The following is a 23937-nucleotide window of genomic DNA, read 5'->3' as shown; positions in this document are numbered from 1 at the left end:
CTTTAATGCAGGTGCCCTTGACACTAAGTGGGCCTGCCGTTTCCTGGCACATGCAGGCGATCGGCCTGCTGTTTGACGGGGAAAGGCAGCCGAAAGAGCCTGCCTTTTGTTATATTCTTGCGATCGGCGTGCGGGCGGAAAACCGCTTTACACTTTTCCTCACGCCGCTCAGTACTGGTCTTCGTAACGCTTGGCGAGATCTTCGATGTTCTCGGGCGGCCATGCCGGCACTTCCATGCCGAGGTGCAGGCCCATGGAAGCGAGAACTTCCTTGATTTCGTTCAGCGACTTGCGACCAAAATTCGGCGTGCGGAGCATTTCTGCTTCGGTCTTCTGAATGAGGTCGCCGATGTAGACGATGTTGTCGTTCTTCAGGCAGTTTGCCGAACGGACCGACAGTTCGAGTTCGTCCACCTTCTTCAGGAGAGCCGGGTTGAAAGCGAGTTCGGTGACTGCTTCCTCTTCGGTTTCCTTCTGCGGCTCGTCGAAGTTGACGAAGACGCCAAGCTGATCCTGGAGGATGCGCGCCGCAAAAGCGACGGCGTCTTCGCCGGTGATCGAGCCATCGGTTTCGATGGTCATGTTCAGCTTGTCGTAGTCGAGAACCTGTCCTTCGCGGGTATTTTCAACCTTGTAGGACACCTTCTTGACCGGCGAATAGAGGCTGTCGACCGGGATGAGACCGATCGGAGCATCTTCCGCACGATTGCGTTCGGCCGGAACGTAGCCCTTGCCGTTGTTGACGGTGAATTCCATGCGGATCTCGGCACCCTCGTCGAGCGTGCAAATGACATGCTCGGGGTTGAGGATTTCGATATCGCCGACCGTCTGAATGTCGCCAGCCGTGACAACGCCCGGGCCCTGCTTACGCACGACCATGCGCTTCGCGTCGTCGCCATCCATCTTGATGGCGATTTCCTTGATGTTGAGCACGATGTCCGTCACGTCTTCGCGGACGCCCGGAATCGAGGAGAATTCATGCAGCACGCCATCGATCTGCACCGCCGTGACGGCAGCACCGCGCAGCGAGGAGAGCAGAACGCGACGAAGCGCGTTGCCGAGGGTGAGGCCGAAGCCGCGCTCCAGCGGTTCGGCAACAAGCGTCGCCCTGGTGCGCGAGCTCGAGGAGAACTCCACCTTGTTCGGCTTGATCAGTTCCTGCCAGTTCTTCTGAATCATGAGTTTGCCTTCCGTTCGTTGCCACCATCCAATCGTGGCAACCGAGCTTGAAAACCACCGGAAGCGCGCAAGCGCTCACCGGTGACGAGAGCGATGATCAGACGCGGCGCTTCTTGCGCGGACGGCAGCCATTGTGCGGGATCGGGGTCACGTCGCGGATGGACGTGATCATGAAACCTGCAGCCTGGAGCGCGCGCAGAGCCGATTCACGACCCGAACCCGGACCGCAGACTTCGACTTCCAGCGACTTCATGCCGTGCTCCTGGGCCTTCTTGGCGCAGTCTTCGGCAGCGATCTGGGCAGCGAACGGGGTCGACTTGCGCGAGCCCTTGAAGCCCTTGGCGCCAGCCGACGACCAGGCGATCGCATTGCCCTGCGCATCGGTGATGGTGATCATCGTGTTGTTGAAGGTCGAGTTGACATGAGCGACACCCGACGAGATATTCTTGCGCTCGCGACGGCGAACGCGGACGGCTTCCTTAGCCATGGTATTCCTTTCGTTGATCTCTTCACCGCCGTAATGCCAGCGGCTACACCGGAACGGCGCCTATATGGTCCCGCTCCAAACTCAAAAGAGGCCGGCGCAGACCGCCAGCCTCCCTACCCCGGTTTCCCGGTAATTACTTCTTCTTACCAGCGATTGCCTTTGCCGGGCCCTTGCGGGTGCGGGCATTGGTGTGCGTGCGCTGACCGCGGACCGGAAGGCCGCGGCGATGACGCAGGCCGCGGTAGCAGCCGAGGTCCATCAGGCGCTTGATGTTCATCGCGGTATCGCGACGAAGATCGCCTTCGACCTGATAGTCGCGGTCGATGGCTTCGCGGATCTGAAGGACTTCCGCGTCCGTCAGCTGATGCACACGACGTTCGGCCGGGATACCGACCTTTTCGACGATTTCCTGTGCGAATTTCGGACCAATCCCGTGAATGTAGGTCAGCGCGATAACAACGCGCTTCGCAGTCGGGATGTTGACGCCAGCGATACGTGCCACGCCTGTTCTCCTTGCATTCCAGTTGCCATCCGGCAAGTGGGCTTCGTTATGCGGCTCTTGAGAACCGCCCGTTCAGATTTACGTCCGTAACATGTCAAAACGACCGCACCCGGACTTCCTTGGGAAATCCGCGCCGATCGCATGGAATGTCGCGAGTTGGCGCGGTGTTTAGCGGAATCACTGCTGAAAAGCAACCGTTCCGCCAAGTTTATTTTCAAAGCCTTAAAGCTTGGAAAGAATGCTTTCGACCTCGGCCGTCACCTGATCGATCTCGGCCATGCCGTCCACGGACTTCAGTTTGCCCTTGGCATGGTAATAGCCGATCAGCGGCGAGGTTTCCTTGTAGTAGACCTGCAGCCGGGCCGTCATGGTCTCCGGAGTGTCATCAGGACGGCGCTTGAAGTGCGTCGAACCGCACTTGTCGCACACGCCCTCAGCAGCCGGAACCTTATCGGTATCGTGATAGACGCTGCCACACTGTGCACAGGAATAGCGACCGGCAACACGTCGAATCAACTCATCATCATCGACACGGAATTCAATGACGACGGAGAGGCCGAGACCCTTTGCCTTCAGCATCGCCTCGGTAGCATCAGCCTGGACGAGCGTCCTGGGGAAGCCGTCGAGAATGAAGCCGTTGGCGCAATCGGGTTGATCGATACGCTCGGAAACAATGGCAATGACGATCTCATCCGAGACGAGCTTGCCGGCGTCCATGACCGCCTTCGCGCGCTTGCCGACATCCGTGCCGGCGTTGACCGCTGCACGCAGCATGTCCCCCGTGGAAAGCTGCGGAATGCCGTGCTTTTCCACGATCCGCTGGGCCTGGGTTCCCTTACCCGCGCCCGGCGGCCCCAAAAGGATAAGTCTCATCGCCCCCTCTTTCCTCCACGCAACTTCGATTTCTTGATCAGGCCTTCGTATTGCTGCGCGATCAGGTGACCCTGGATCTGTGCAACCGTATCAAGAGTTACGCTAACCACGATCAAAAGCGAAGTCCCACCAAGGGATAACGGGATGCCGGTTTGCGACACCAAGATCTCCGGAAGGATGCAGACGAAGACGAGATAGATTGCGCCGATCACCGTGATGCGGGTCAGCACGTAGTCGATATATTCGGCGGTGCGCTCGCCCGGACGGATGCCGGGAATGAAGCCGCCATGCTTCTTCAGATTGTCGGCCGTGTCCTTCGGATTGAAGACGATGGCCGTATAGAAGAAGGCGAAGAAGGCGATCAGCGCGCCGTACAGCACCATGTAGAGAGGCTGACCGTGACCGAGAGCCGCGACGATCGACGTCACCCAGGAGGGCATTGCCGAGGTGTTGGCGAAACCCGCGACCGTTGCCGGCAGCAGCAGCAGCGACGATGCGAAGATCGCCGGAATGACACCCGATGTGTTGAGCTTGAGCGGCAGGTGCGAAGTATCGCCCTGGAACATGCGATTACCAACCTGGCGCTTCGGATACTGAATCAGCAGCCGGCGCTGGGCGCGCTCGACGAAGACGATGATGCCGATGACGGCGATCGCGACGATGATCACGAGCAGGATGAGGAAGGTCGACAGCGCACCGGTGCGGCCGAGTTCGAGCGTGCCGGCAAGAGCTGTGGGAAGGCCGGCGGCGATGCCGGCGAAAATGATCAGCGAGATGCCGTTGCCGATGCCGCGCGAGGTGATCTGCTCGCCGAGCCACATCAGGAACATCGTGCCGCCGAGCAGCGTCAGAACGGTGGAAACACGGAAGAACCAGCCCGGCTCGACGACGAGGCCCTGGCCACTCTCAAGGCCGGCGGCAATGCCATAGGCCTGGAGCGCACCGAGGATGACGGTACCATAGCGGGTATACTGGTTGATGATCTTACGGCCCTGCTCGCCTTCCTTCTTGAGGTTTTCGAGCGCCGGCACGACCGAGGTCATGAGCTGCACGATGATCGAAGCGGAGATATAGGGCATGATGCCGAGCGCGAAGATCGCCATGCGCTGAACAGCGCCGCCCGAGAACATGTTGAAAAGGCCGAGAATGCCACCTGCCTGGCCGCGGAAAGCCTGGGCATAGGCTTCGGGATTGAGACCCGGAAGCGGAATATGCGTGCCAAGTCGGTAGACGAGGAGAGCGGCCAGTGTGAACCACAAGCGCTTCTTCAGATCCTCGGCTTTGGCGAAGGTCGAAAAATTGAGGTTGGATGCCAATTGTTCCGCTGCAGAAGCCATGCGTTTCTCCGCGCTACCAATTCCGCCGTCTCTGAGGGACAGACCGGACCCGGAATCAGTATGAAATTATTCAAAACCGGGCTCAGGACGGATTGCGGCGCAACCCCATGCCTCACCCTTGTTTTCGAGTCTTACCGGCATGACGCGGGCGCGCCAGCCAAGTTTTTGTGAGGCCCACATATGGGAGCAAAATCGCCCGGTGTGAAGCACCCCGGGCGATATATCATCAGATTATTATTCGGCTGCAGCCGGAGCCGAAAGCAGCGTCACGGTGCCACCGGCCTTTTCGATCTTCTCGACGGCAGGCTTGGAGGCGCCTGCAACGACGATGGTGATCTTGGCCTTGATCTCGCCGTCGGCGAGAACGCGAACACCATCCTTGACGCGGCGGATGACACCAGCAGCCTTGAGCGCAGCTGCGTCAACGGTCGTCTTGGCATCGAGCTTGCCGGCGTCGATCGCCGTCTGGATACGGGCCAGCGACACGACGACAAAATCGGAAGCGAAAATGTTGTTGAAGCCGCGCTTCGGCAGGCGACGGTAGATCGGCATCTGGCCGCCTTCGAAGCCATTGATGGCGACGCCCGAACGGGACTTCTGACCCTTCACGCCGCGACCACCAGTCTTGCCCGAGCCCGAGCCGATACCGCGGCCGAGGCGCTTGCGGCTGTGGGTCGAGCCTTCATTGTCCTTGATTTCATTGAGTTTCATGAGCGTTTCCTCCGTCTCACTTCTCGTCGACGACGCGAACGAGATGCTGGACAGCACGGATCATGCCACGAACGGAAGGGGTATCCTCCAGCGTGCGGCGACGGTGCATCTTGTTCAGTCCGAGACCGATCAGCGTGCGCTGCTGGACATCCGGACGGCGGATCGGGCTGCCGATCTGTTCGATCGTGACAGTCTTCGCTTCAGCCTTCTTAGTAGCCTTGGCCATCTGTCAAACTCCTCTTATTCTTCAGAGGCGTTGCCGGAGGCGCCACGACGAGCCTGCAGCGTTGCATACTTGATGCCGCGCTGAGCTGCGATGTCCTTCGGGTGAACCTGGTGCTTCAGAGCGTCGAAGGTGGCGCGAACCATGTTATAGGGGTTCGACGAACCGGTCGACTTGGCGACGACGTCATGCATGCCGAGCGTCTCGAATACGGCGCGCATCGGACCACCGGCGATGATGCCGGTACCAACCTTGGCCGAGCGCAGCAGAACCTTGCCGGCGCCATGGCGGCCATGGACGTCGTGATGCAGCGTACGGCCGTCACGCAGCGGTACGAAGATCAGTTCGCGCTTGGCGGCTTCGGTTGCCTTGCGGATGGCTTCCGGCACTTCACGTGCCTTGCCATGGCCGAAGCCGACGCGGCCCTTCTGGTCGCCGACGACGACGAGTGCTGCGAAACCAAAACGACGGCCGCCCTTGACGACTTTGGCGACGCGGTTGATCGCGACAAGCTTGTCGACGAATTCGCTATCGCGCTCTTCGCGGCTCTGGCGGTCGTCCCGCTGCGGCCTTCTTTCCTGTGCCATTGTCCTCTTCCTTTTTCTTTTCCGGGTGCAATCGGCAAACAAATGTGGACCGCATCAGCCTCCCCTTTCGGAGAGCGCCTGCGGTCCGGCGAAAATCCGGCCGGCGCCTGAGGCATCCGGCCGGAAACTGATCAGAAGGTGAGACCGCCTTCGCGGGCCGCTTCGGCGAGAGCCTTGATGCGGCCGTGATAGATGAAGGCGCCACGGTCGAACACGACTTCCGTAACACCGGCCTTGGAGGCGCGCTCCGCGAGGAGCTTGCCCACAACGGTAGCGGCGGCGGTATCGGCACCGGTCTTCAGAGAACCGCGCAGATCCTTCTCGAGGGTGGAGGCAGACGCAAGCGTCTTGCCGGCCACGTCATCGATGACCTGGGCGTAGATGTTCTTCGAGGAGCGATGAACCGACAGGCGCGGACGGCCGTTGGCCACCGACTTGAGATGACGGCGCACGCGGTTGGCACGACGTGCAAGTGCTTCTTTCCTGCTAGCCATTTCGCGTGATCCTTACTTCTTCTTGCCTTCTTTGCGGACGATCCGCTCGTCAGCGTACTTGACGCCCTTGCCCTTGTAGGGCTCAGGACCGCGATATTCGCGGATTTCGGCGGCAACCTGACCGACCTGCTGCTTGTTGATGCCGCTGACGACGATTTCCGTCGGCTTCGGAACAACGATCGAGATACCGACCGGCGGCTCGTAGATCACGTCATGGCTGAAACCGAGGGCCAGTTGCAGGTTCTTGCCCTGCATGGCGGCGCGGTAACCGACGCCATTGATTTCAAGCTTGCGCTCGAAACCGTCCTTGACGCCCTTGAAGATGCCTTCGATCATCGTGCGGGACATGCCCCACTTTGCGCGCGCATCCTTGGTCTGGTTCACCGGCGTCACGACGACGGCGTTATTTTCAAGCTTGAGGCTGATTTCGTCGTTAGCAACGAAAAACAGCTCGCCCTTCGGGCCCTTTGCAGTCACCTTCTGGCCATCGACCGTAGCCGTGATCCCAGCAGGCACCTGAACGGGCTTTTTACCGATACGAGACATGTTTCAATCCTGTCTGTTCGCTATGGAGATCCCTGCCCGATCTTAGAAGACCGAGCAAAGAACCTCACCACCAACGTTCTGTTCGCGAGCCTGGTGATCGGCCATCACACCCTTCGGAGTCGAAAGGATGGTGATGCCGAGACCGTTCGCGACCTGCGGAATGGACTTGACCGAGACATAAACCCGGCGGCCCGGCTTGGACACACGGCCGATCTCACGGATCACCGATGCGCCTTCATAGTATTTCAGCTCGATGCTGAGTTCCGACTTGCCATTGCCGAAATCGACAACGGAGTAGCCACGGATGTAGCCTTCGGACTGCAGAACATCGAGAACACGTGCACGGAGCTTCGAAGCAGGCGTCGAGACCGACGACTTGCGGCGGGAAGCGCCGTTACGGATGCGAGTGAGCATATCGCCCAACGGATCAGTCATTGTCATGTAACCTGCTCCTTACCAGCTCGACTTGACGATACCCGGCACCTTGCCGAGATTGCCGAGTTCACGCAGCGCAATACGCGACATGCGCAGTTTGCGGTAATATGCGCGCGGACGCCCCGAAACTTCGCAACGGTTGCGAATACGGGTCTTCGATCCATCACGCGGCAGGGATGCCAGCTTGATCGAGGCCTTGAACCGCTCTTCGATCGGAAGAGCCTGGTTCATGATGATCGCCTTCAACCCAGCCCGCTTAGCGGCCTGGTTAGCGACCGTAGTACGGCGGCGCTTGTTCTTTTCAACTGCGCTTGTCTTCGCCATGTCAGGTTCCTTTTCTACGCTCGTCGTTACGGTTATTGACGGAACGGGAAGCTGAACTCTTTCAGAAGAGCCCGTGCTTCGTCGTCGGTCGTCGCCGTCGTGCAAACGATGATGTCCATGCCCCACATCTGATCAACCTTGTCGTAGTTGATCTCAGGGAACACAATGTGCTCCTTGATGCCCATGGCGAAGTTGCCACGGCCGTCAAAGCTTTTCGGGTTCAGGCCGCGGAAGTCGCGAACGCGCGGGAGCGCGATGTTCACGAGACGGTCCATGAACTCATACATGCGGGCGCCGCGCAGGGTAACCTTCGCGCCGATCGGCATCTGTTCGCGGACCTTGAAGCCTGCGATAGAGTTGCGTGCGCGGGTGATGACCGGCTTCTGGCCGGCGATCGCTGCGAGGTCGGCGGCAGCTACCGTCGGCTTCTTCGAGTCAGCGGTCGCTTCGCCGACACCCATGTTGATCACGATCTTGTCGAGCTTTGGAATCATCATCTCGTTGGCGTAGGAGAACTGCTCCTGCAACGCCTTGCGGATGCGCTCGACATATTCCTTCTTGAGCCGCGGCTCATATTTTGCCTCAGCCATCGATCACTTCTCCAGAACGCTTGGCCACACGGACCTTCTTGCCGTCAACAACCTTGAAACCGACGCGGGTCGGCTTGCCGTCCTTGTCGATGATTGCAACGTTGGACAGGTGAACCGGGGCTTCCTTGTTGATGATGCCGGCTTCCTGGGTCTGCGTCTGGCGCTGGTGGCGCTTGACGACGTTGACGCCACGAACAACGGCACGATCTTCCTTCGGCATGACCTGAACAACTTCGCCGGTACGGCCCTTGTCCTTGCCAGCGAGCATGACGACCTTGTCGCCCTTACGAATCTTCTGCATCGCTTCGCTCCTTACAGTACTTCGGGAGCCAGCGAGATGATCTTCATGTGGTTCTTGGCGCGAAGTTCGCGCGGAACCGGTCCGAAGATACGGGTGCCGATCGGCTCTTTCTTGTTGTCGATGAGGACTGCTGCATTGGTGTCGAAGCGGATGACGGAGCCATCTGCACGACGGATGTCTTTGGCGGTGCGAACAACAACCGCCTTCATCACGTCACCCTTCTTCACACGGCCGCGCGGGATCGCTTCCTTGATCGAAACGACGATGACGTCGCCGATCGAGGCATACTTGCGCTTCGAGCCGCCCAGCACCTTGATGCACATGACACGACGCGCGCCGGAATTATCCGCGACGTCGAGGTTTGTTTGCATCTGAATCATATCAGGTCGCCTTCTTGGTTTACCGGAATGGTTGGGCTAGCCCCCTACTCCGGCTTATGAAAATTTTCGCCGGCCGAGCTGCCGTGAGGCAGCACAGACGCGGCAATAGCTGAATAGCGCGGGGTCGATCGTGCCAGGGTGGTTTCCCGAACGGGACCTTCCGTGCGCTCAAAGCAAAAGAACGCCCGGCATTCGAGCGTTCTGACGCTGCTTCATACAGATATTTCGGCGAGACGCAAGGCCTCGCGCAAAATTCTGTTACTTGCCCTGGGCGGAAATCACCGTCCAGCGCTTGTCCTTGGAGATCGGCGCGCATTCCTCGATGGATACGGTATCGCCGATCTTGTACTGGTTATTCTCGTCGTGGGCCTTGTACTTCTTGGAACGACGAACGGTCTTCTGGAGCAGCGGGTGAGCGAAACGACGCTCGACGCGAACCACTACCGTCTTCTCGTTCTTGTCGCCAACGACGACGCCCTGCAGGATGCGCTTCGGCATATTTTTCTTCCTTTAGGCCTTAACTTCTGCCGCCTTCTGGCGGGCAATGGTTTTCACGCGGGCGATGTCCTTGCGGACTTCGTTGATGCGCGAGGACTTTTCGAGCTGGCCGGTCGCCTTCTGAAAGCGCAGGTTGAACTGCTCCTTCTTCAGCTTGGCAAGCTCGTCCTTGAGTTGGTCGGCGGTGAACGCGCGAACATCTGAGGCTTTCATGAGCTCAATTCCTTACTCTGCAATGCGCTGAACGAAGCGCGTCTTGACCGAGAGCTTGGCAGAGCCGAGGCGAAGCGCCTCACGGGCGATTTCTTCGCTGACACCGTCGATCTCGAACATCATACGGCCGGGCTTGACCTTGCATGCCCAGTATTCAACGGAGCCCTTACCCTTACCCATACGGACTTCGGTCGGCTTTTTGGTTACCGGAACGTCCGGGAACACGCGGATCCATACACGGCCGGCGCGCTTCATATAACGCGTGATCGCGCGGCGGGCCGCTTCGATCTCACGCGCATTGACGCGGTTGGGTTCCTGTGCCTTCAGGCCGAATTCGCCGAATGCCAGGTCAGAACCGCCCTTGGCGACGCCCTTGATGCGGCCCTTGAACTGCTTGCGGTACTTGGTACGCTTTGGCTGCAACATTTTCTTATTCTCCGAACTTCTCTGCCACGCGCGCTATCAAGCGTTGTCGCGGCGACGGTCTCTGTCGCGGTCACGATCACGGCTTGCCGGACCCTGGGCGTCACCTTCCATCGCGCGGCGCTCGGAAGCCATCGGATCATGCTCAAGGATTTCGCCCTTGAAGATCCAGACCTTGATGCCGCAGATGCCGAATGCGGTTTCTGCTTCAGCCGTGCCGTAGTCGATGTCGGCGCGCAGCGTGTGCAACGGCACACGACCTTCGCGGTACCATTCCGTACGGGCGATTTCAGCGCCGCCGAGACGGCCGGCGCAGGTGATCTTGATGCCTTCGGCGCCAAGACGCATCGCCGACTGGACGGCGCGCTTCATGGCGCGGCGGAAAGCCACGCGACGCTCGAGCTGCTGGGCGATCGACTGAGCGACCAGCGTCGCATCGACTTCGGGCTTGCGCACTTCGACGATGTTGAGGTGCGTTTCCGAATTCGTCATCTCCGACAGCTTCTTGCGGAGCTTGTCGATGTCTGCGCCCTTGCGGCCGATGATCAGGCCCGGACGTGCCGAGTGGATCGTGACGCGGCACTTCTTGTGCGGACGCTCGATGACCACCTTGGAGATCCCGGCCTGCTTCAGTTCGCTCATGACGAACTTGCGCATCTTCAGGTCTTCGTGCAGCAGCTGGCCGTACTCGGCATTGTCCGCAAACCAGCGGCTATCCCAGGTACGGTTGATTCCGAGACGGAAACCGATTGGATTGATTTTCTGACCCATTATGCGGCCTCCTCTGCTGCCTGCACTTCACGAACGACGATCGTCAGGTGCGCGAAGGGCTTTTCGATGCGCGACGCGCGACCGCGGCCACGAGCGTGGAAACGCTTCATGACGATCGACTTGCCGACATAGGCCTCGGCGACAACCAGCGAGTCGACGTCGAGATCGTGGTTGTTCTCGGCGTTGGCGATCGCAGATTCGAGCGTCTTCTTGACGGCGCCCGCGATGCGCTTGCGGGAGAACTCCAGCTCAGCGAGTGCGCGCTCGACCTTCTTGCCGCGGATAGCCGCAGCAACCAGGTTGAGCTTCTGCGGGCTGACGCGGAGCGTGCGGGCGACTGCTTGCGCCTCGTTGTCCTTCAGCCGGCGTTCGGCTTTTGCCTTGCCCATTGTTACTTCCTCTTCGCCTTCTTGTCCGCGCCGTGACCGTAGTAGGTGCGGGTCGGAGAGAATTCACCGAATTTGTGACCGACCATGTCTTCATTGACGCTGACCGGGATATGCTTGCTACCGTTGTAGACGCCGAAGGTGAGACCGACGAACTGCGGCAGGATCGTGGAGCGACGGCTCCAGATCTTGATCACTTCACTGCGACCGCCTTCACGAACCTTCTCAGCCTTCTTGAGAAGATAGCCGTCAACGAACGGACCTTTCCATACTGAACGAGCCATTGGAGACTTCCTCTCTTACTTCTTACGCTGATGACGCGAGCGCATGATCATCTTGTCGGTCGACTTGTTCGACCGGGTGCGCTTGCCCTTGGTCGGCTTGCCCCACGGTGTCACCGGATGGCGACCACCGGAGGTGCGGCCTTCGCCACCGCCGTGCGGATGGTCGACCGGGTTCATGACGACACCGCGGTTATGCGGACGCTTGCCGCGCCAAACGGTACGACCGGCCTTGCCGTCGTTGATGTTGGCGTGATCAGGGTTGGAGACGGCGCCGATCGAAGCAAGGCAAGAGCCATGAACGAGACGCTGTTCACCGGAGTTCAGGCGAAGGATCGCCATGCCCTGGTCGCGGCCGACGAGCTGTGCGTAGCCACCGGCGGAGCGAGCGATCTGACCACCCTTGCCCGGCTTCATTTCCACGTTGTGGATGATGGAGCCGACCGGGATGAACTGCAGCGGCATGGTGTTGCCGGGCTTGACGTCGACAGCCTTCTCGGAAGCGATAACCTTGTCACCGGCAGCGAGACGCTGGGGAGCGAGGATATAAGCCTTCTCGCCGTCAGCATAGTTCACCAGCGCGATGAAAGCCGTGCGGTTCGGATCGTATTCGATACGCTCGACCGTGCCTTCGACGTCGAACTTGCGACGCTTGAAGTCAATCAGACGGTAGGTGCGCTTGTGACCACCGCCGATGAAGCGGGCGGTGATGCGGCCGAGGTTGTTACGACCGCCGCTCTTGGTCAGACCTTCCGTCAGCGCCTTGACCGGCTTGCCCTTGTAGAGGGCCGAGCGGTCGACGATGACCAGCTGGCGCTGGCTCGGGGTGATCGGATTGAAAGTTTTCAATGCCATTTTCTTATACCTCAGAGACCGGTGGAGACGTCGATCGTCTGGCCTTCAGCCAGCGTCACAACAGCCTTCTTCACGTCCTTCTGCTTGCCGACGAAACCGCGGAACCGCTTGGTTTTGCCCTTGCGCAGCAGAGTGTTGACAGCCGTGACCTTGACGCCGAACAGCGCCTCGACCGCAGCCTTGATTTCCGGCTTCGTCGCCTGCTTGGCGACATTGAAAACAACCTGGTTGTTTTCGGATACCAGCGTGGACTTTTCGGTGATCGCCGGAGAGACGATCACATCGTAGTGGCGAAGATCGGTCACTTGAATCGCTCCTCTAGCGCTTCAACCGCGGCCTTGGAAAGCACGAGCTTGCCGCGGCGCACGATGTCGTAAACGTTGATGCCCTGGATCGGCAGAACATCGATGTTCGGGATGTTCTGAGCTGCGAGCTTGAAGTTGCCGTCAAGCTCTGCGCCGCCGATGAAGAGGGCGTTGGTCAGGCCGAGCGTCTCGAAAACGGACGCGAGAGCCTTGGTCTTGGCTTCGGTGGCAATCAGGTTGTCGATGACGATGACGTCATCGGCCTTGATCTTGGCCGAAAGGGCGTGGCGAAGGCCGAGTGCACGAACCTTCTTCGGAAGATCGTGCTCGTGGCTGCGGACGACCGGGCCATGAGCCTTGCCGCCGCCGCGGAACTGCGGAGCGCGAGCCGAATGGTGGCGGGCGCGGCCCGTACCCTTCTGCTTGTACATCTTGGCGCCGGTGCGCGAAACTTCCGCGCGGCCCTTAGCCTTGTGCGTGCCCTGCTGCTTCTTGGCAAGCTGCCAGCGGATGACGCGGGCGAGAATGTCTTCGCGGGGCTCGAGGCCGAAAATCGCGTCCGAAAGGGAAACCTTCCCGGCGTCTTTTCCCTCGAGGGTCTTGACGTTGAATTCCATTGATCTGGCTCCCTTACTTCGCGGCCGACTTGACGGCGTCGCGCACGATGATCCAAGCACCCTTGGAACCAGGAACAGCACCCTTGATCAGGATCAGACCACGATCTTCGTCGGTCGAAACCACTTCCAGGTTCTGCGTCGTGACGCGCGTCTGGCCCATGTGACCAGCCATCTTCTTGTTCTTGAAAACCTTGCCCGGATCCTGGCGCGAGCCGGTCGAACCGTGCGAACGGTGAGACACCGACACACCGTGCGTGGCACGCAGACCGCCGAAACCGTGGCGCTTCATGGCGCCGGCAAAACCCTTACCGATCGTCGTGCCCGTCACGTCGACGAGCTGACCGGCTGCAAAGTGACCCGCCTTGATCTCAGTGCCGATCTCGAGCAGCTGATCTTCCGACACGCGGAATTCCGTCAGCTTGGCCTTCGGCTCGACGTTGGCAATGGCAAAGTTGCCACGCATCGCCTTCGACGTGTTCTTCACCTTCGCCTGGCCGGCACCGAGCTGAACTGCGGTATAGCCATTCTTTTCGACAGTGCGCGTAGCGACGACCTGGCAGCCTTCCATACGCAGTACCGTTACCGGGACATGCTCGCCGGCGTCGTTATAGACGCGGGTCATTCCCACCTTCTGTGCAATCACACCTGAACGCATCGGTTCAATCCTTCTCACTCAGCCCGAAGACCCGAGGTCTCAGAGCTTGATCTCAACATCGACACCGGCGGCGAGATCGAGCTTCATCAGCGCGTCTACCGTCTGCGGGGTCGGGTCAACGATATCGAGAAGGCGCTTATGCGTGCGCATCTCGAACTGTTCGCGGCTCTTCTTGTCGATGTGCGGGGACCGGTTGACCGTAAACTTCTCGATGCGGGTCGGAAGCGGAACGGGGCCCCGGACGCTTGCACCGGTGCGCTTAGCCGTCGATACGATCTCGCGCGTGGAGGCATCGAGAATCCGGTGATCGAACGCCTTCAGGCGGATGCGGATATTCTGGCCGTTCATTCGACTTTATCCTTGTGTCTGTTATCCGCGTGTCACCACTTAGGGACACGACTTACCTTCAGTTACGTTAGCGGGCCACCGGTTTCAAAGATCGAGAGGGACACCGAGATCGGCGTCCCTATCCTTTCCTTGGGCCAGGTGGCCCAGCCGCTAATTACTCGACGATTGAGGCGACGATGCCGGCGCCGACGGTGCGGCCGCCTTCGCGGATGGCGAAGCGCAGCTTTTCTTCCATCGCGATCGGAACGATCAGCTCGACCGATACCGTGACGTTGTCGCCCGGCATCACCATCTCGGTGCCTTCCGGCAGCGTCACGATGCCGGTCACATCGGTCGTGCGGAAGTAGAACTGCGGACGGTAGTTGGTGAAGAACGGCGTATGACGGCCACCCTCTTCCTTCGTCAGGATGTAGGCTTCAGCCATGAACTTCTTGTGCGGCTTGACCGAACCCGGCTTGCACAGAATCTGGCCACGCTCAACGCCGTCACGGGTGACGCCGCGGATCAGCGCACCGATGTTGTCGCCAGCCTGGCCCTGGTCGAGCAGCTTGCGGAACATTTCAACGCCGGTCACCGTCGTCTTCGTCGTCGGGCGGATGCCGACGATCTCGACTTCTTCGCCAACCTTGACGATGCCACGCTCGACGCGGCCGGTCACAACCGTGCCGCGGCCGGAGATCGAGAACACGTCTTCGATCGGCAGCAGGAAGGGCAGGTTGATCGGACGCTCAGGCGTCGGGATGTAGGCGTCAACCGCAGCCATCAGCTCGCGGATCGCGTCTTCGCCGATCTTCTTGTCGGAATCTTCAAGAGCAGCCAGCGCCGAACCCTTGACGATCGGGATTTCGTCGCCCGGGAAGTCGTAGGACGACAGCAGTTCGCGCACTTCGAGCTCGACCAGTTCGAGAAGCTCGGCGTCGTCAACCTGGTCGACCTTGTTCAGGAACACCACGATTGCCGGAACGCCGACCTGGCGGGCGAGCAGAATGTGTTCGCGCGTCTGCGGCATCGGACCGTCAGCGGCCGAGCACACCAGGATCGCGCCGTCCATCTGGGCAGCACCGGTGATCATGTTCTTGACGTAGTCGGCGTGGCCGGGGCAGTCGACGTGCGCATAGTGGCGCGCCGGCGTCTCATACTCGACGTGCGCCGTCGAAATCGTGATGCCGCGGGCCTTTTCTTCCGGAGCCGCGTCGATCTGGTCGTACGCCTTGTACTCACCGAAGTACTTCGTGATCGCTGCCGTCAGAGACGTCTTGCCGTGGTCAACGTGGCCAATCGTGCCAATGTTGACGTGCGGCTTGTTGCGCTCAAACTTACTCTTTCCCATTTTCGGGTCTCCGTTTTGCTAGTCCCCGAAGGGATCTAATTCTTGTTATCGGTCAATTGGTATTCCGGTCACTTCTGACCGGAATACTTTGCCTGGATTTCAGTTGCGACGTTCGACGGTACCGGCGAATAGTGATCGAAGGTCATCGTGTACTGGGCGCGGCCCTGGGACATGGAGCGCAGGTTGTCGACGTACTTGAACATGTTCGCGAGAGGAACGTTCGCATTGATGACAACGGCGATACCGCGGCTTTCCTGGCCCTGGATCTGACCGCGACGGGAGTTCAGGTCGCCGATAACGTCGCCGACATAATCTTCCGGGGTGACGACTTCGACCCTCATCATCGGCTCGAGCAGCTGAGCGCCGGCCTTTTTGGCTGCTTCACGGAAGCAAGCACGCGATGCGATTTCGAAGGCGAGAACCGAAGAGTCGACGTCGTGGAAGGCGCCATCGATGAGGGTTGCCTTGACGCCGAGCATCGGGAAGCCTGCGAGCGGACCCGAAGACAGAACGCTTTCGATGCCCTTCTGAACGCCGGGGATGTATTCCTTCGGAACGGAACCGCCGACGATCTTCGATTCGAACTTGAATTCATCGCCTTCCGGGTTCGGTTCGAAGACGATCTTGACGCGCGCGAACTGGCCGGTACCACCGGACTGCTTCTTGTGGGTGTAGTCTTCTTCATGCCTCCGGGTGATGGTTTCACGGTAGGCAACCTGCGGCGCGCCGACGGTTGCTTCGACCTTGAATTCACGACGCATGCGGTCGACGATGATGTCGAGATGCAGTTCGCCCATGCCGGCGATGATGGTCTGGCCTGATTCCTGGTCGGTCTTGACACGGAAGGACGGATCTTCAGCAGCCAGACGGTTGAGCGCAAGGCCCATCTTTTCCTGGTCGCCCTTGGTCTTCGGCTCGATGGCAATCTGGATGACCGGCTCCGGGAATTCCATGCGCTCGAGGATAACCGGCTTCAGCGGATCGCAGAGCGTGTCGCCCGTCGTGGTTTCCTTGAGGCCGGCGAGAGCCACGATGTCGCCTGCGAAGGCTTCTTCAATGTCTTCACGCGAGTTGGAGTGCATCTGCAGCATGCGGCCGACGCGCTCGCGCTTGTCCTTGACCGTGTTGATGACCGACGCGCCCTTTTCGAGCTTGCCGGAGTAGATGCGGGCGAAGGTCAGCGAACCGACGAAGGGGTCGTTCATGATCTTAAAGGCGAGCATGGAAAGCGGCTCGCTGTCGTCGGCATGACGCTCGATTTCGGCTTCCGTCTTGAAGTCGATGCCCTTGATTGCCGGGATGTCCATCGGCGACGGCAGGTAGTCGACGACGGCGTCGAGCAGCGGCTGCACGCCCTTGTTCTTGAAGGCGGTGCCGCAGAACATCGGGTGGAACTTGACGTCGATCGTGCCGCGGCGAACCAGCGCACGGATCTGATCGTTGTCCGGCAGAATGCCTTCGAGGTAAGCTTCGGTGGCGGCTTCGTCGATGTCGACGACCGTCTCGATCAGCTTTTCGCGATATTCCTCAGCCTTGGCCTTCATGTCCTCGGGGATCTCGACGACATCCCACTGGGCGCCGAGCGACTCGTCGCGCCAGATGAGTGCGTTCATCTCGACCAGGTCGATGACGCCCTTGAATTCGGTCTCCGCACCGATCGGCAGCTGCATAACGACAGCCGTTGCACCGAGACGGGTCTTGATCATCTCGACGGAGCGGTAGAAGTCCGCACCGGTCTTGTCCATCTTGTTGCAGAAGATCATCCGCGGGACATTGTACTTCTCGGCCTGACGCCAGACGGTTTCCGTCTGCGGCTCAACACCGGCGTTAGCGTCGAGCAGCGCGATGGCGCCGTCGAGAACGCGCAGCGAACGCTCGACTTCAATGGTGAAGTCGACGTGGCCGGGAGTGTCGATGATGTTGAAGCGGCGCATTTTGCCGTCACGGCCCTTCCAGTAGGTCGTGGTGGCAGCAGAGGTGATCGTGATGCCACGCTCCTGCTCCTGCTCCATCCAGTCCATGGTGGCTGCGCCGTCGTGGACTTCGCCGATCTTGTGCGACTTGCCGGTGTAATAAAGAATACGCTCGGTGGTCGTGGTCTTGCCGGCGTCGATATGCGCCATGATACCGAAATTGCGGTAGTCTTCGATTTTATATTCGCGAGCCATTGTGGACTGCCTTTCGATACCGTTCGGAATTACCAGCGATAGTGCGAGAACGCGCGGTTGGCATCAGCCATCTTGTGCGTGTCTTCGCGCTTCTTGACGGCGGAGCCGCGGTTGTTGGACGCATCGAGCAGCTCGCCGGAAAGGCGGTCAACCATAGTCGTTTCATTGCGCTTGCGGGCAGCAGCGATCAGCCAGCGAATAGCAAGAGCCTGGCGGCGCTCCGGACGAACATCGACGGGGACCTGATAGGTCGCACCACCGACACGACGCGAGCGAACTTCAACGTGCGGGGCAATGTTCTCAAGTGCAGAATGGAATACCGTGAGCGGCTCCTGCTTGGACTTGCCGTGGACAACGTCGAACGCACCGTAGACGATGTTTTCAGCAACGGACTTCTTGCCGTCGAGCATGATGGCATTCATGAACTTGGTGACGACGAGATCGCCGAACTTCGGGTCCGGATTGATCTCGCGCTTTTCTGCTTTATGACGTCTGGACATACTTTTGTCTCTTCAACCGTTAAGGCGCTTCATGACGCGGAGGACCTCGCGCAGCGCCGGATTATTCAAAACCCGAATTACTTCGGACGCTTCGCGCCGTACTTGGAGCGGCGCTGCTTGCGGTTCTTGACACCCTGGGTATCGAGAACGCCGCGGATGATATGATAACGGACACCCGGAAGGTCCTTGACGCGGCCGCCACGGATCATGACGACAGAGTGCTCCTGAAGGTTGTGACCTTCGCCGGGGATGTAACCAATGACTTCGAAGCCGTTGGTCAGGCGGATCTTTGCGACCTTACGCAGAGCCGAGTTCGGCTTCTTCGGCGTCGTCGTGTAGACGCGCGTGCAAACGCCGCGCTTCTGCGGGTTCTCCTGGAGTGCGGGAACCTTGTTACGCTTTACGTTCGCCTGGCGAGGCTTGCGGATCAGCTGGTTTACGGTAGGCATTCAACCATCCCTTACGTTTTATCTCAGTACCCTTGCGGGCTTGAACTCGCGCCGTCTCCGGCAGTGACGTACGCTTTCCGTCAATGCGCAAAATATGGCCCGATCCGCTTCCGCAGATGGACCACAAGGAGCAGAGGACGCATAGAACATGCGTCGTGCGTGCAGCATCATGACTTCAACGTGCGTTTAGAACCTTGTTTGAGGTGAACTTCAGGGCGAGTCGCCCCGAACAGCCAAGCCTCACATGGGATCTGATGGCCGGGGTACTACTGGTTTCCACCCGTCTCGTCAAGGCCGGTTAAGAAATAAACTCGCCGTATCGCCTTGATATGCCGGCCGAACGCCCTGTTTCATCCTTCTAGACGAAATCACGGCCGTGCTCGAACATAAAAACTTGGGCATTGCAGCAAAAGCAGTTAAGGAATCAGCAATTGCGACGTTCGGCCCTCACAGCGGGATTCGAGCGACCGAATCGTCAAAGAGCCGAAGGACAGGCGATGATCACGACACCTGATAACGACAATAATTTCGACGGCCCGATGATCTTCATCATCATCGGCAAGGGCTACGAGTCCGACGCCAGCGAAGGTATCGACCTGCACATCATGCTGAAGGCGCCTGACGACGACACTGCCGTACGCGAGGCCTTGAACGCCCTTGCCGAGGAAGGCTTTATCGAGGCCGATCTCGACCAGATCGGCATGCTGACCGAGGTCCCGGCCGAAGAGCCGCACGCCTCTGCCTACCAGGGAGCCGTCGAAGGCGAAGTCGCGATCATCCGGTTCAACTGAAGGGAGCCGCCGCTTACGCAGTCAAGGCAGCATAAGCGAAAGCAGCTTCCCTCCCCGCCCGCCCAATCAGCGCAAACTAAAAATAAAGAAACCGCCCGGATCGCTCCGGGCGGTTTTTCAATTCGTCGACTTCAGCCGCGGATTATTCCGCAGCCGGAGCCTTTTCGGCCATGTCCTGCAGCATCGGCGTGGCGACGGCAGCACCCGTGCCCTTGCGGCGCTCTTCGAGGATCATCTCGTCGCGCGACGTGGCGATGCGGCGGATCTGGGTCATGGTGCCGCCGGTACCGGCCGGGATGAGGCGACCAACGATGACGTTTTCCTTCAGACCCTGCAGGCCGTCGGTCTTGCCGGCGATCGCAGCTTCCGTCAGCACCTTCGTCGTTTCCTGGAAGGACGCGGCCGAGATGAAGGACGGGGTCTGCAGCGACGCCTTGGTGATGCCGAGAAGAACCGGATCGCCATAGGCTGGCTTCTTGCCCTGCTCGATCAGGTGATCGTTGACGTCTTCGAGCTCGATCCGGTCGACATTGTCGCCGACGATATAGGTCGAGTCGCCTGCATCGGTGATTTCCACCTTCTGCAGCATCTGACGGACAATCACCTCGATGTGCTTGTCGTTGATGACGACGCCCTGCAGGCGGTAGACTTCCTGGATCTCGTTGACGAGGTAGGAGGCCAGAGCCTCCACACCCTTGATCGCCAGGATGTCGTGCGGAGCCGGGTTACCGTCGAGGATGTAGTCACCCTTTTCGATATAGTCGCCTTCCTGAAGGTGGAAGGGCTTGCCCTTCGGGATCAGGTATTCGACAGGCTCGACACCGTCTTCCGCCGGCTCGATGATGACGCGACGCTTGTTCTTGTAGTCGCGGCCGAGGCGGATCGTACCATCGATCTCTGCGATGATGGCGTGGTCCTTCGGACGGCGGGCTTCGAACAGCTCGGCAACACGCGGCAGACCGCCGGTGATGTCCTTGGTCTTGGCGCTTTCGAGCGGCGAACGGGCGAGAACGTCACCCTGGGAGACCTTCGTGCCCGGCTCGACCGACAGAATCGCATCGACCGAGAGGAAGAAGCGGGCGTCACCACCACGGGACAGCTTCGCGATATTGCCGCTAGCATCCTTGATGACGATCGCCGGCTTGAGGTCCGAGCCGCGCGGGGTCGAACGCCAATCGATAACCTGACGCTTGGTGATGCCGGTCGATTCGTCGGTCGCTTCCAGAACGGAGAGACCGTCGACCAGATCTTCAAACTGAACGGTACCGGCCACTTCCGTCATCATCGGACGGGTGTAGGGGTCCCACTCTGCCAGGCGCTGGCCGCGCTTGACCTTGTCGCCTTCGTCGACATGCAGTTTCGAACCGTAGGCCACACGCTGCGACGACCGCTCGACACCACGTTCGTCCAGGATCTGGACGGTCATGTTGCGGCCCATGGCAACGAGGTTGCCATCGGAGTTGCGGAGGATGTTGCGGTTCTTGATCTGCACCGTACCTTCGTACGAGGCTTCGAGGAACGACTGGTCGACCACGGTTGCCGTACCGCCAAGGTGGAAGGTACGCATGGTGAGCTGGGTACCCGGCTCGCCGATCGACTGAGCAGCGATGACGCCGACGGCTTCGCCCATATTCACCGGCGTACCGCGCGCGAGGTCGCGACCGTAGCAGACCGAGCAGACGCCCGTCTGGATTTCGCAGGTCAGCGCCGAGCGGATGCGGATCGACTGGATGCCGGCCTTCTCGATTTCGACGACGTCGGGCTCGAGAATCATCCTGCCCGCATCGACGATCCGCTCACCCGTGACCGGATGATCGATGTCGTCGAGCGCCGTGCGGCCGAGGATGCGGGCGCCGATCGAGGCAACCACCTGGCCGGCATCGACGATGGCGGTCATGGTGAGGCCCGTCTGCGTTCCGCAATCGACGTGCGTGACGATGCAATCCTGCGCGACGTCGACGAGACGGCGGGTCAGGTAGCCGGAGTTGGCGGTCTTCAGGGCGGTGTCTGCCAGACCCTTGCGGGCGCCGTGGGTCGAGTTGAAATACTCGTTGACGGTCAGGCCTTCCTTGAAGTTCGAGATGATCGGGGTCTCGATGATTTCGCCCGACGGCTTGGCCATGAGGCCACGCATGCCGCCCAGCTGGCGCATCTGGTTCGGAGAACCGCGGGCACCGGAGTGGCTCATCATGTAGATCGAGTTCATCGGCTTCTGGCGACCGGTCTTCTCGTCGAATTCGACCGCCTTAATGCGGGCCATCATCTCTTCGGCGACCTTTTCGGTCGCCTTGCCCCAGGCGTCGACAACCTTGTTGTACTTCTCGCCCTGGGTGATGAGGCCGTCATTGTACTGCTGCTCGTATTCCTTCACCAGGTTTTCGGTGTCGGCAACGATCTTGGCCTTGGCGTCCGGAATGACCATATCGTCCTTGCCGAACGAGATGCCGGCGCGGCAGGCATGGGAAAAGCCGAGCTGCATGATGCGGTCGCAGAAGATGACCGTATCCTTCTGGCCGCAGTGGCGGTAGACCGTGTCGATCATCTTCGAGATGTTCTTCTTGGTCATTTCCTGGTTGCAGATATCGAAGGGCACCTTGCCGTTCTTCGGCAGCAGTTCACCGATGAGCAGACGGCCAGGCGTCGTCTCATGGATCTTCGAGTAAGGCTTGCCATCCTCGTCGATCGACTTGAAGCGGCCACGGATCTTGGTGTGCAGCGTCACGACCTTGCTTTCGAGGGCGTGATGCAGCTCGCCGAGATCGGAGAAGGCCATGCCTTCGCCCGGCTCGTTCTGGTTGAGGATCGACAGATAGTAGAGGCCGAGAACCATGTCCTGCGAGGGAACGATGATCGGCGCGCCGTTGGCCGGGTGCAGGATGTTGTTGGTCGACATCATCAGCACGCGGGCTTCGAGCTGGGCTTCGAGCGACAGCGGTACGTGAACGGCCATCTGGTCACCGTCGAAGTCGGCGTTGAAGGCCGTGCAGACGAGCGGATGCAACTGGATTGCCTTGCCTTCGACCAGGATAGGTTCGAAGGCCTGGATGCCCAGGCGGTGCAGCGTCGGTGCGCGGTTCAAGAGAACCGGATGCTCGCGAATGACCTCGTCGAGGATATCCCAGACTTCCGGCTTTTCCTTCTCGACCAGCTTCTTGGCCTGCTTGACGGTCGAGGAGTAACCCTTGGCGTCGAGGCGGGCATAGATGAACGGCTTGAAGAGCTCGAGCGCCATCTTCTTCGGCAGGCCGCACTGGTGCAGCTTCAGTTCCGGACCGGTGACGATGACCGAACGGCCGGAATAATCGACGCGCTTGCCGAGCAGGTTCTGGCGGAAGCGGCCCTGCTTGCCCTTCAGCATGTCGGAGAGCGACTTCAGCGGACGCTTGTTGGCGCCGGTGATGACACGGCCGCGACGGCCGTTGTCGAACAGCGCGTCAACGGATTCCTGCAGCATACGCTTTTCGTTGCGGATGATGATGCCAGGCGCACGAAGCTCGATCAGGCGCTTCAGACGGTTGTTACGGTTGATGACGCGGCGGTAGAGATCGTTCAGATCCGACGTCGCGAAACGGCCGCCGTCGAGCGGAACCAGCGGGCGCAGATCCGGCGGGATGACCGGAACGACCTTCATGATCATCCATTCCGGACGGTTGCCCGACTCCATGAAGTTCTCGACGATCTTCAGGCGCTTCATCAGCTTCTTCTGCTTGAGATCCGACGTGGTGTCGGCAAGCTCTGCGCGCAGGTCGCCAGCGATCTTTTCGAGATTCATCGAGGCCAGCATCTCGTAGATCGCCTCAGCGCCGATCATCGCGGTGAACTGGTCTTCGCCGTATTCGTCGACAGCGAGCATGTACTCTTCTTCCGAGAGGAGCTGGTGCTCCTTCAAGGCGGTCAGGCCCGGCTCGGTGACGATGTAGTTTTCGAAGTAGAGGACGCGCTCGACATCCTTCAGCGTCATGTCGAGCAGCGTCGAAATGCGTGATGGCAGCGACTTCAGGAACCAGATGTGGGCAACGGGAGCTGCGAGCTCGATATGGCCCATGCGCTCACGGCGAACGCGCGACAGCGTGACTTCGACGCCGCACTTTTCGCAGATGATGCCCTTGTACTTCATACGCTTGTACTTGCCGCACAAGCATTCGTAGTCCTTGATCGGCCCGAAGATGCGCGCGCAGAACAGACCGTCGCGTTCCGGCTTGAACGTACGGTAGTTGATGGTTTCCGGCTTCTTGATCTCACCGTAAGACCAGGAGAGGATCTTCTCCGGAGACGCGATCGAAATCCGAATGGAATCGAAATTCTGTGCAGGCACCTGCGGATTGAAAAGATTCATGACCTCTTGGTTCATGCCTGTCTCCTTCATGGGCTAAAGCGC

General features: G+C 59.8%; 32 protein-coding genes. 1 reads left to right on the top strand and 31 read right to left on the bottom strand.

Features of this window, described 5'->3' with window-relative positions:
• Positions 1–168 precede the first annotated feature (168 nt).
• The 30 genes from N1937_RS07870 to rpsL form a co-directional block, all read right to left on the bottom strand.
• On the bottom strand, positions 169–1179 hold the full coding sequence (locus N1937_RS07870; protein WP_003547579.1) for a DNA-directed RNA polymerase subunit alpha: 1011 nt from the start codon (positions 1177–1179) through the stop codon (positions 169–171).
• 97 nt (positions 1180–1276) lie between these two features.
• Complete coding sequence (gene rpsK / locus N1937_RS07865; protein ID WP_003547577.1) at positions 1277–1666, bottom strand: 30S ribosomal protein S11; 390 nt, start codon at positions 1664–1666, stop codon at positions 1277–1279.
• 133 nt (positions 1667–1799) lie between these two features.
• Entirely contained in the window at positions 1800–2168 is a 369-nt protein-coding gene (gene rpsM, locus N1937_RS07860; protein WP_003573772.1) for a 30S ribosomal protein S13, read from the bottom strand.
• 222 nt (positions 2169–2390) lie between these two features.
• Positions 2391–3041: an adenylate kinase gene (locus N1937_RS07855; protein ID WP_017963910.1), complete on the bottom strand. Its 651-nt coding sequence runs from the start codon at positions 3039–3041 to the stop codon at positions 2391–2393.
• Positions 3038–4378: a preprotein translocase subunit SecY gene (gene secY / locus N1937_RS07850; protein WP_018067985.1), complete on the bottom strand. Its 1341-nt coding sequence runs from the start codon at positions 4376–4378 to the stop codon at positions 3038–3040. Before secY ends, N1937_RS07855 begins: the two co-directional genes overlap by 4 nt.
• A 234-nt stretch (positions 4379–4612) precedes the next feature.
• Positions 4613–5089 carry a 50S ribosomal protein L15 gene (rplO, locus tag N1937_RS07845; RefSeq protein ID WP_003547567.1) on the bottom strand — a complete coding sequence of 159 codons (477 nt, stop codon included), beginning with the start codon at positions 5087–5089 and terminating at the stop codon, positions 4613–4615.
• Positions 5090–5105: 16 nt separating this feature from the next.
• Positions 5106–5315 carry a 50S ribosomal protein L30 gene (gene rpmD, locus N1937_RS07840; RefSeq protein WP_003547566.1) on the bottom strand — a complete coding sequence of 70 codons (210 nt, stop codon included), beginning with the start codon at positions 5313–5315 and terminating at the stop codon, positions 5106–5108.
• Positions 5316–5329: 14 nt separating this feature from the next.
• The gene (rpsE, locus tag N1937_RS07835; RefSeq protein WP_017963908.1) at positions 5330–5899 is read right to left on the bottom strand and encodes a 30S ribosomal protein S5; all 570 of its coding nucleotides are present in this window, start codon (positions 5897–5899) and stop codon (positions 5330–5332) included.
• A gap of 131 nt (positions 5900–6030) precedes the next feature.
• Entirely contained in the window at positions 6031–6393 is a 363-nt protein-coding gene (rplR, locus tag N1937_RS07830; RefSeq protein WP_003547564.1) for a 50S ribosomal protein L18, read from the bottom strand.
• Positions 6394–6405: 12 nt separating this feature from the next.
• Positions 6406–6939: a 50S ribosomal protein L6 gene (gene rplF, locus N1937_RS07825; RefSeq protein ID WP_017963907.1), complete on the bottom strand. Its 534-nt coding sequence runs from the start codon at positions 6937–6939 to the stop codon at positions 6406–6408.
• Positions 6940–6981: 42 nt separating this feature from the next.
• Complete coding sequence (gene rpsH, locus N1937_RS07820) at positions 6982–7380, bottom strand: 30S ribosomal protein S8 (RefSeq protein WP_003547562.1); 399 nt, start codon at positions 7378–7380, stop codon at positions 6982–6984.
• Positions 7381–7392: 12 nt separating this feature from the next.
• Positions 7393–7698 carry a 30S ribosomal protein S14 gene (gene rpsN / locus N1937_RS07815; RefSeq protein WP_003547561.1) on the bottom strand — a complete coding sequence of 102 codons (306 nt, stop codon included), beginning with the start codon at positions 7696–7698 and terminating at the stop codon, positions 7393–7395.
• Between the two features lie 32 nt (positions 7699–7730).
• On the bottom strand, positions 7731–8288 hold the full coding sequence (rplE, locus tag N1937_RS07810) for a 50S ribosomal protein L5 (RefSeq protein ID WP_003547560.1): 558 nt from the start codon (positions 8286–8288) through the stop codon (positions 7731–7733).
• The gene (gene rplX, locus N1937_RS07805) at positions 8281–8589 is read right to left on the bottom strand and encodes a 50S ribosomal protein L24 (protein ID WP_003547559.1); all 309 of its coding nucleotides are present in this window, start codon (positions 8587–8589) and stop codon (positions 8281–8283) included. The genes rplE and rplX overlap by 8 nt, the downstream gene beginning before the upstream one ends.
• Positions 8590–8600: 11 nt before the next feature.
• Positions 8601–8969: a 50S ribosomal protein L14 gene (rplN, locus tag N1937_RS07800; RefSeq protein ID WP_003547558.1), complete on the bottom strand. Its 369-nt coding sequence runs from the start codon at positions 8967–8969 to the stop codon at positions 8601–8603.
• 258 nt (positions 8970–9227) lie between these two features.
• On the bottom strand, positions 9228–9467 hold the full coding sequence (rpsQ, locus tag N1937_RS07795; RefSeq protein ID WP_003547557.1) for a 30S ribosomal protein S17: 240 nt from the start codon (positions 9465–9467) through the stop codon (positions 9228–9230).
• Between the two features lie 12 nt (positions 9468–9479).
• Positions 9480–9680, bottom strand: coding sequence for a 50S ribosomal protein L29 (rpmC, locus tag N1937_RS07790; protein WP_003558545.1), 201 nt, complete (start codon positions 9678–9680; stop codon positions 9480–9482).
• Between the two features lie 12 nt (positions 9681–9692).
• A complete protein-coding gene (rplP, locus tag N1937_RS07785) occupies positions 9693–10106 on the bottom strand; it encodes a 50S ribosomal protein L16 (protein WP_003547555.1) in 414 nt (137 codons plus the stop codon).
• A gap of 36 nt (positions 10107–10142) precedes the next feature.
• Complete coding sequence (gene rpsC / locus N1937_RS07780) at positions 10143–10874, bottom strand: 30S ribosomal protein S3 (RefSeq protein WP_003547554.1); 732 nt, start codon at positions 10872–10874, stop codon at positions 10143–10145.
• Positions 10874–11263, bottom strand: a complete 390-nt coding sequence (rplV, locus tag N1937_RS07775; protein ID WP_003547553.1) for a 50S ribosomal protein L22 — start codon at positions 11261–11263, stop codon at positions 10874–10876. The genes rpsC and rplV overlap by 1 nt, the downstream gene beginning before the upstream one ends.
• Positions 11264–11265: 2 nt before the next feature.
• Positions 11266–11544: a 30S ribosomal protein S19 gene (gene rpsS / locus N1937_RS07770; protein WP_003547552.1), complete on the bottom strand. Its 279-nt coding sequence runs from the start codon at positions 11542–11544 to the stop codon at positions 11266–11268.
• Positions 11545–11559: 15 nt separating this feature from the next.
• Positions 11560–12396, bottom strand: coding sequence for a 50S ribosomal protein L2 (gene rplB, locus N1937_RS07765; protein ID WP_003547551.1), 837 nt, complete (start codon positions 12394–12396; stop codon positions 11560–11562).
• 11 nt (positions 12397–12407) lie between these two features.
• A complete protein-coding gene (locus N1937_RS07760) occupies positions 12408–12701 on the bottom strand; it encodes a 50S ribosomal protein L23 (protein WP_003547550.1) in 294 nt (97 codons plus the stop codon).
• Positions 12698–13318, bottom strand: coding sequence for a 50S ribosomal protein L4 (gene rplD, locus N1937_RS07755; RefSeq protein WP_017963906.1), 621 nt, complete (start codon positions 13316–13318; stop codon positions 12698–12700). Before rplD ends, N1937_RS07760 begins: the two co-directional genes overlap by 4 nt.
• Positions 13319–13331: 13 nt before the next feature.
• Positions 13332–13973 carry a 50S ribosomal protein L3 gene (gene rplC / locus N1937_RS07750; protein WP_018067989.1) on the bottom strand — a complete coding sequence of 214 codons (642 nt, stop codon included), beginning with the start codon at positions 13971–13973 and terminating at the stop codon, positions 13332–13334.
• Positions 13974–14012: 39 nt separating this feature from the next.
• Positions 14013–14321, bottom strand: a complete 309-nt coding sequence (rpsJ, locus tag N1937_RS07745) for a 30S ribosomal protein S10 (protein ID WP_003547547.1) — start codon at positions 14319–14321, stop codon at positions 14013–14015.
• A gap of 154 nt (positions 14322–14475) precedes the next feature.
• Entirely contained in the window at positions 14476–15651 is a 1176-nt protein-coding gene (tuf, locus tag N1937_RS07740) for an elongation factor Tu (RefSeq protein ID WP_017963897.1), read from the bottom strand.
• A gap of 68 nt (positions 15652–15719) precedes the next feature.
• Positions 15720–17819: an elongation factor G gene (gene fusA / locus N1937_RS07735; protein ID WP_017963905.1), complete on the bottom strand. Its 2100-nt coding sequence runs from the start codon at positions 17817–17819 to the stop codon at positions 15720–15722.
• A gap of 29 nt (positions 17820–17848) precedes the next feature.
• Positions 17849–18319 (bottom strand): 30S ribosomal protein S7, encoded by a 471-nt coding sequence (gene rpsG, locus N1937_RS07730; protein WP_003547538.1) that lies wholly within the window; start codon positions 18317–18319, stop codon positions 17849–17851.
• 77 nt (positions 18320–18396) lie between these two features.
• Complete coding sequence (rpsL, locus tag N1937_RS07725) at positions 18397–18768, bottom strand: 30S ribosomal protein S12 (RefSeq protein ID WP_003547537.1); 372 nt, start codon at positions 18766–18768, stop codon at positions 18397–18399.
• Between the two features lie 497 nt (positions 18769–19265).
• Between rpsL and N1937_RS07720 the strand changes: the two genes are divergently transcribed.
• Positions 19266–19559 carry a hypothetical protein gene (locus N1937_RS07720; RefSeq protein ID WP_003547528.1) on the top strand — a complete coding sequence of 98 codons (294 nt, stop codon included), beginning with the start codon at positions 19266–19268 and terminating at the stop codon, positions 19557–19559.
• Positions 19560–19701: 142 nt separating this feature from the next.
• On the opposite strand, the gene rpoC is transcribed toward N1937_RS07720, so the two are convergent.
• Positions 19702–23910, bottom strand: coding sequence for a DNA-directed RNA polymerase subunit beta' (gene rpoC, locus N1937_RS07715; RefSeq protein WP_260058142.1), 4209 nt, complete (start codon positions 23908–23910; stop codon positions 19702–19704).
• Positions 23911–23937: the final 27 nt, after the last annotated feature.

The organism is Rhizobium sp. WSM4643, assembly GCF_025152745.1.
Classification (GTDB): Bacteria; Pseudomonadota; Alphaproteobacteria; order Rhizobiales; family Rhizobiaceae; genus Rhizobium; species Rhizobium leguminosarum_I.
This window is presented reverse-complemented; position numbering and strand designations above follow the sequence as displayed.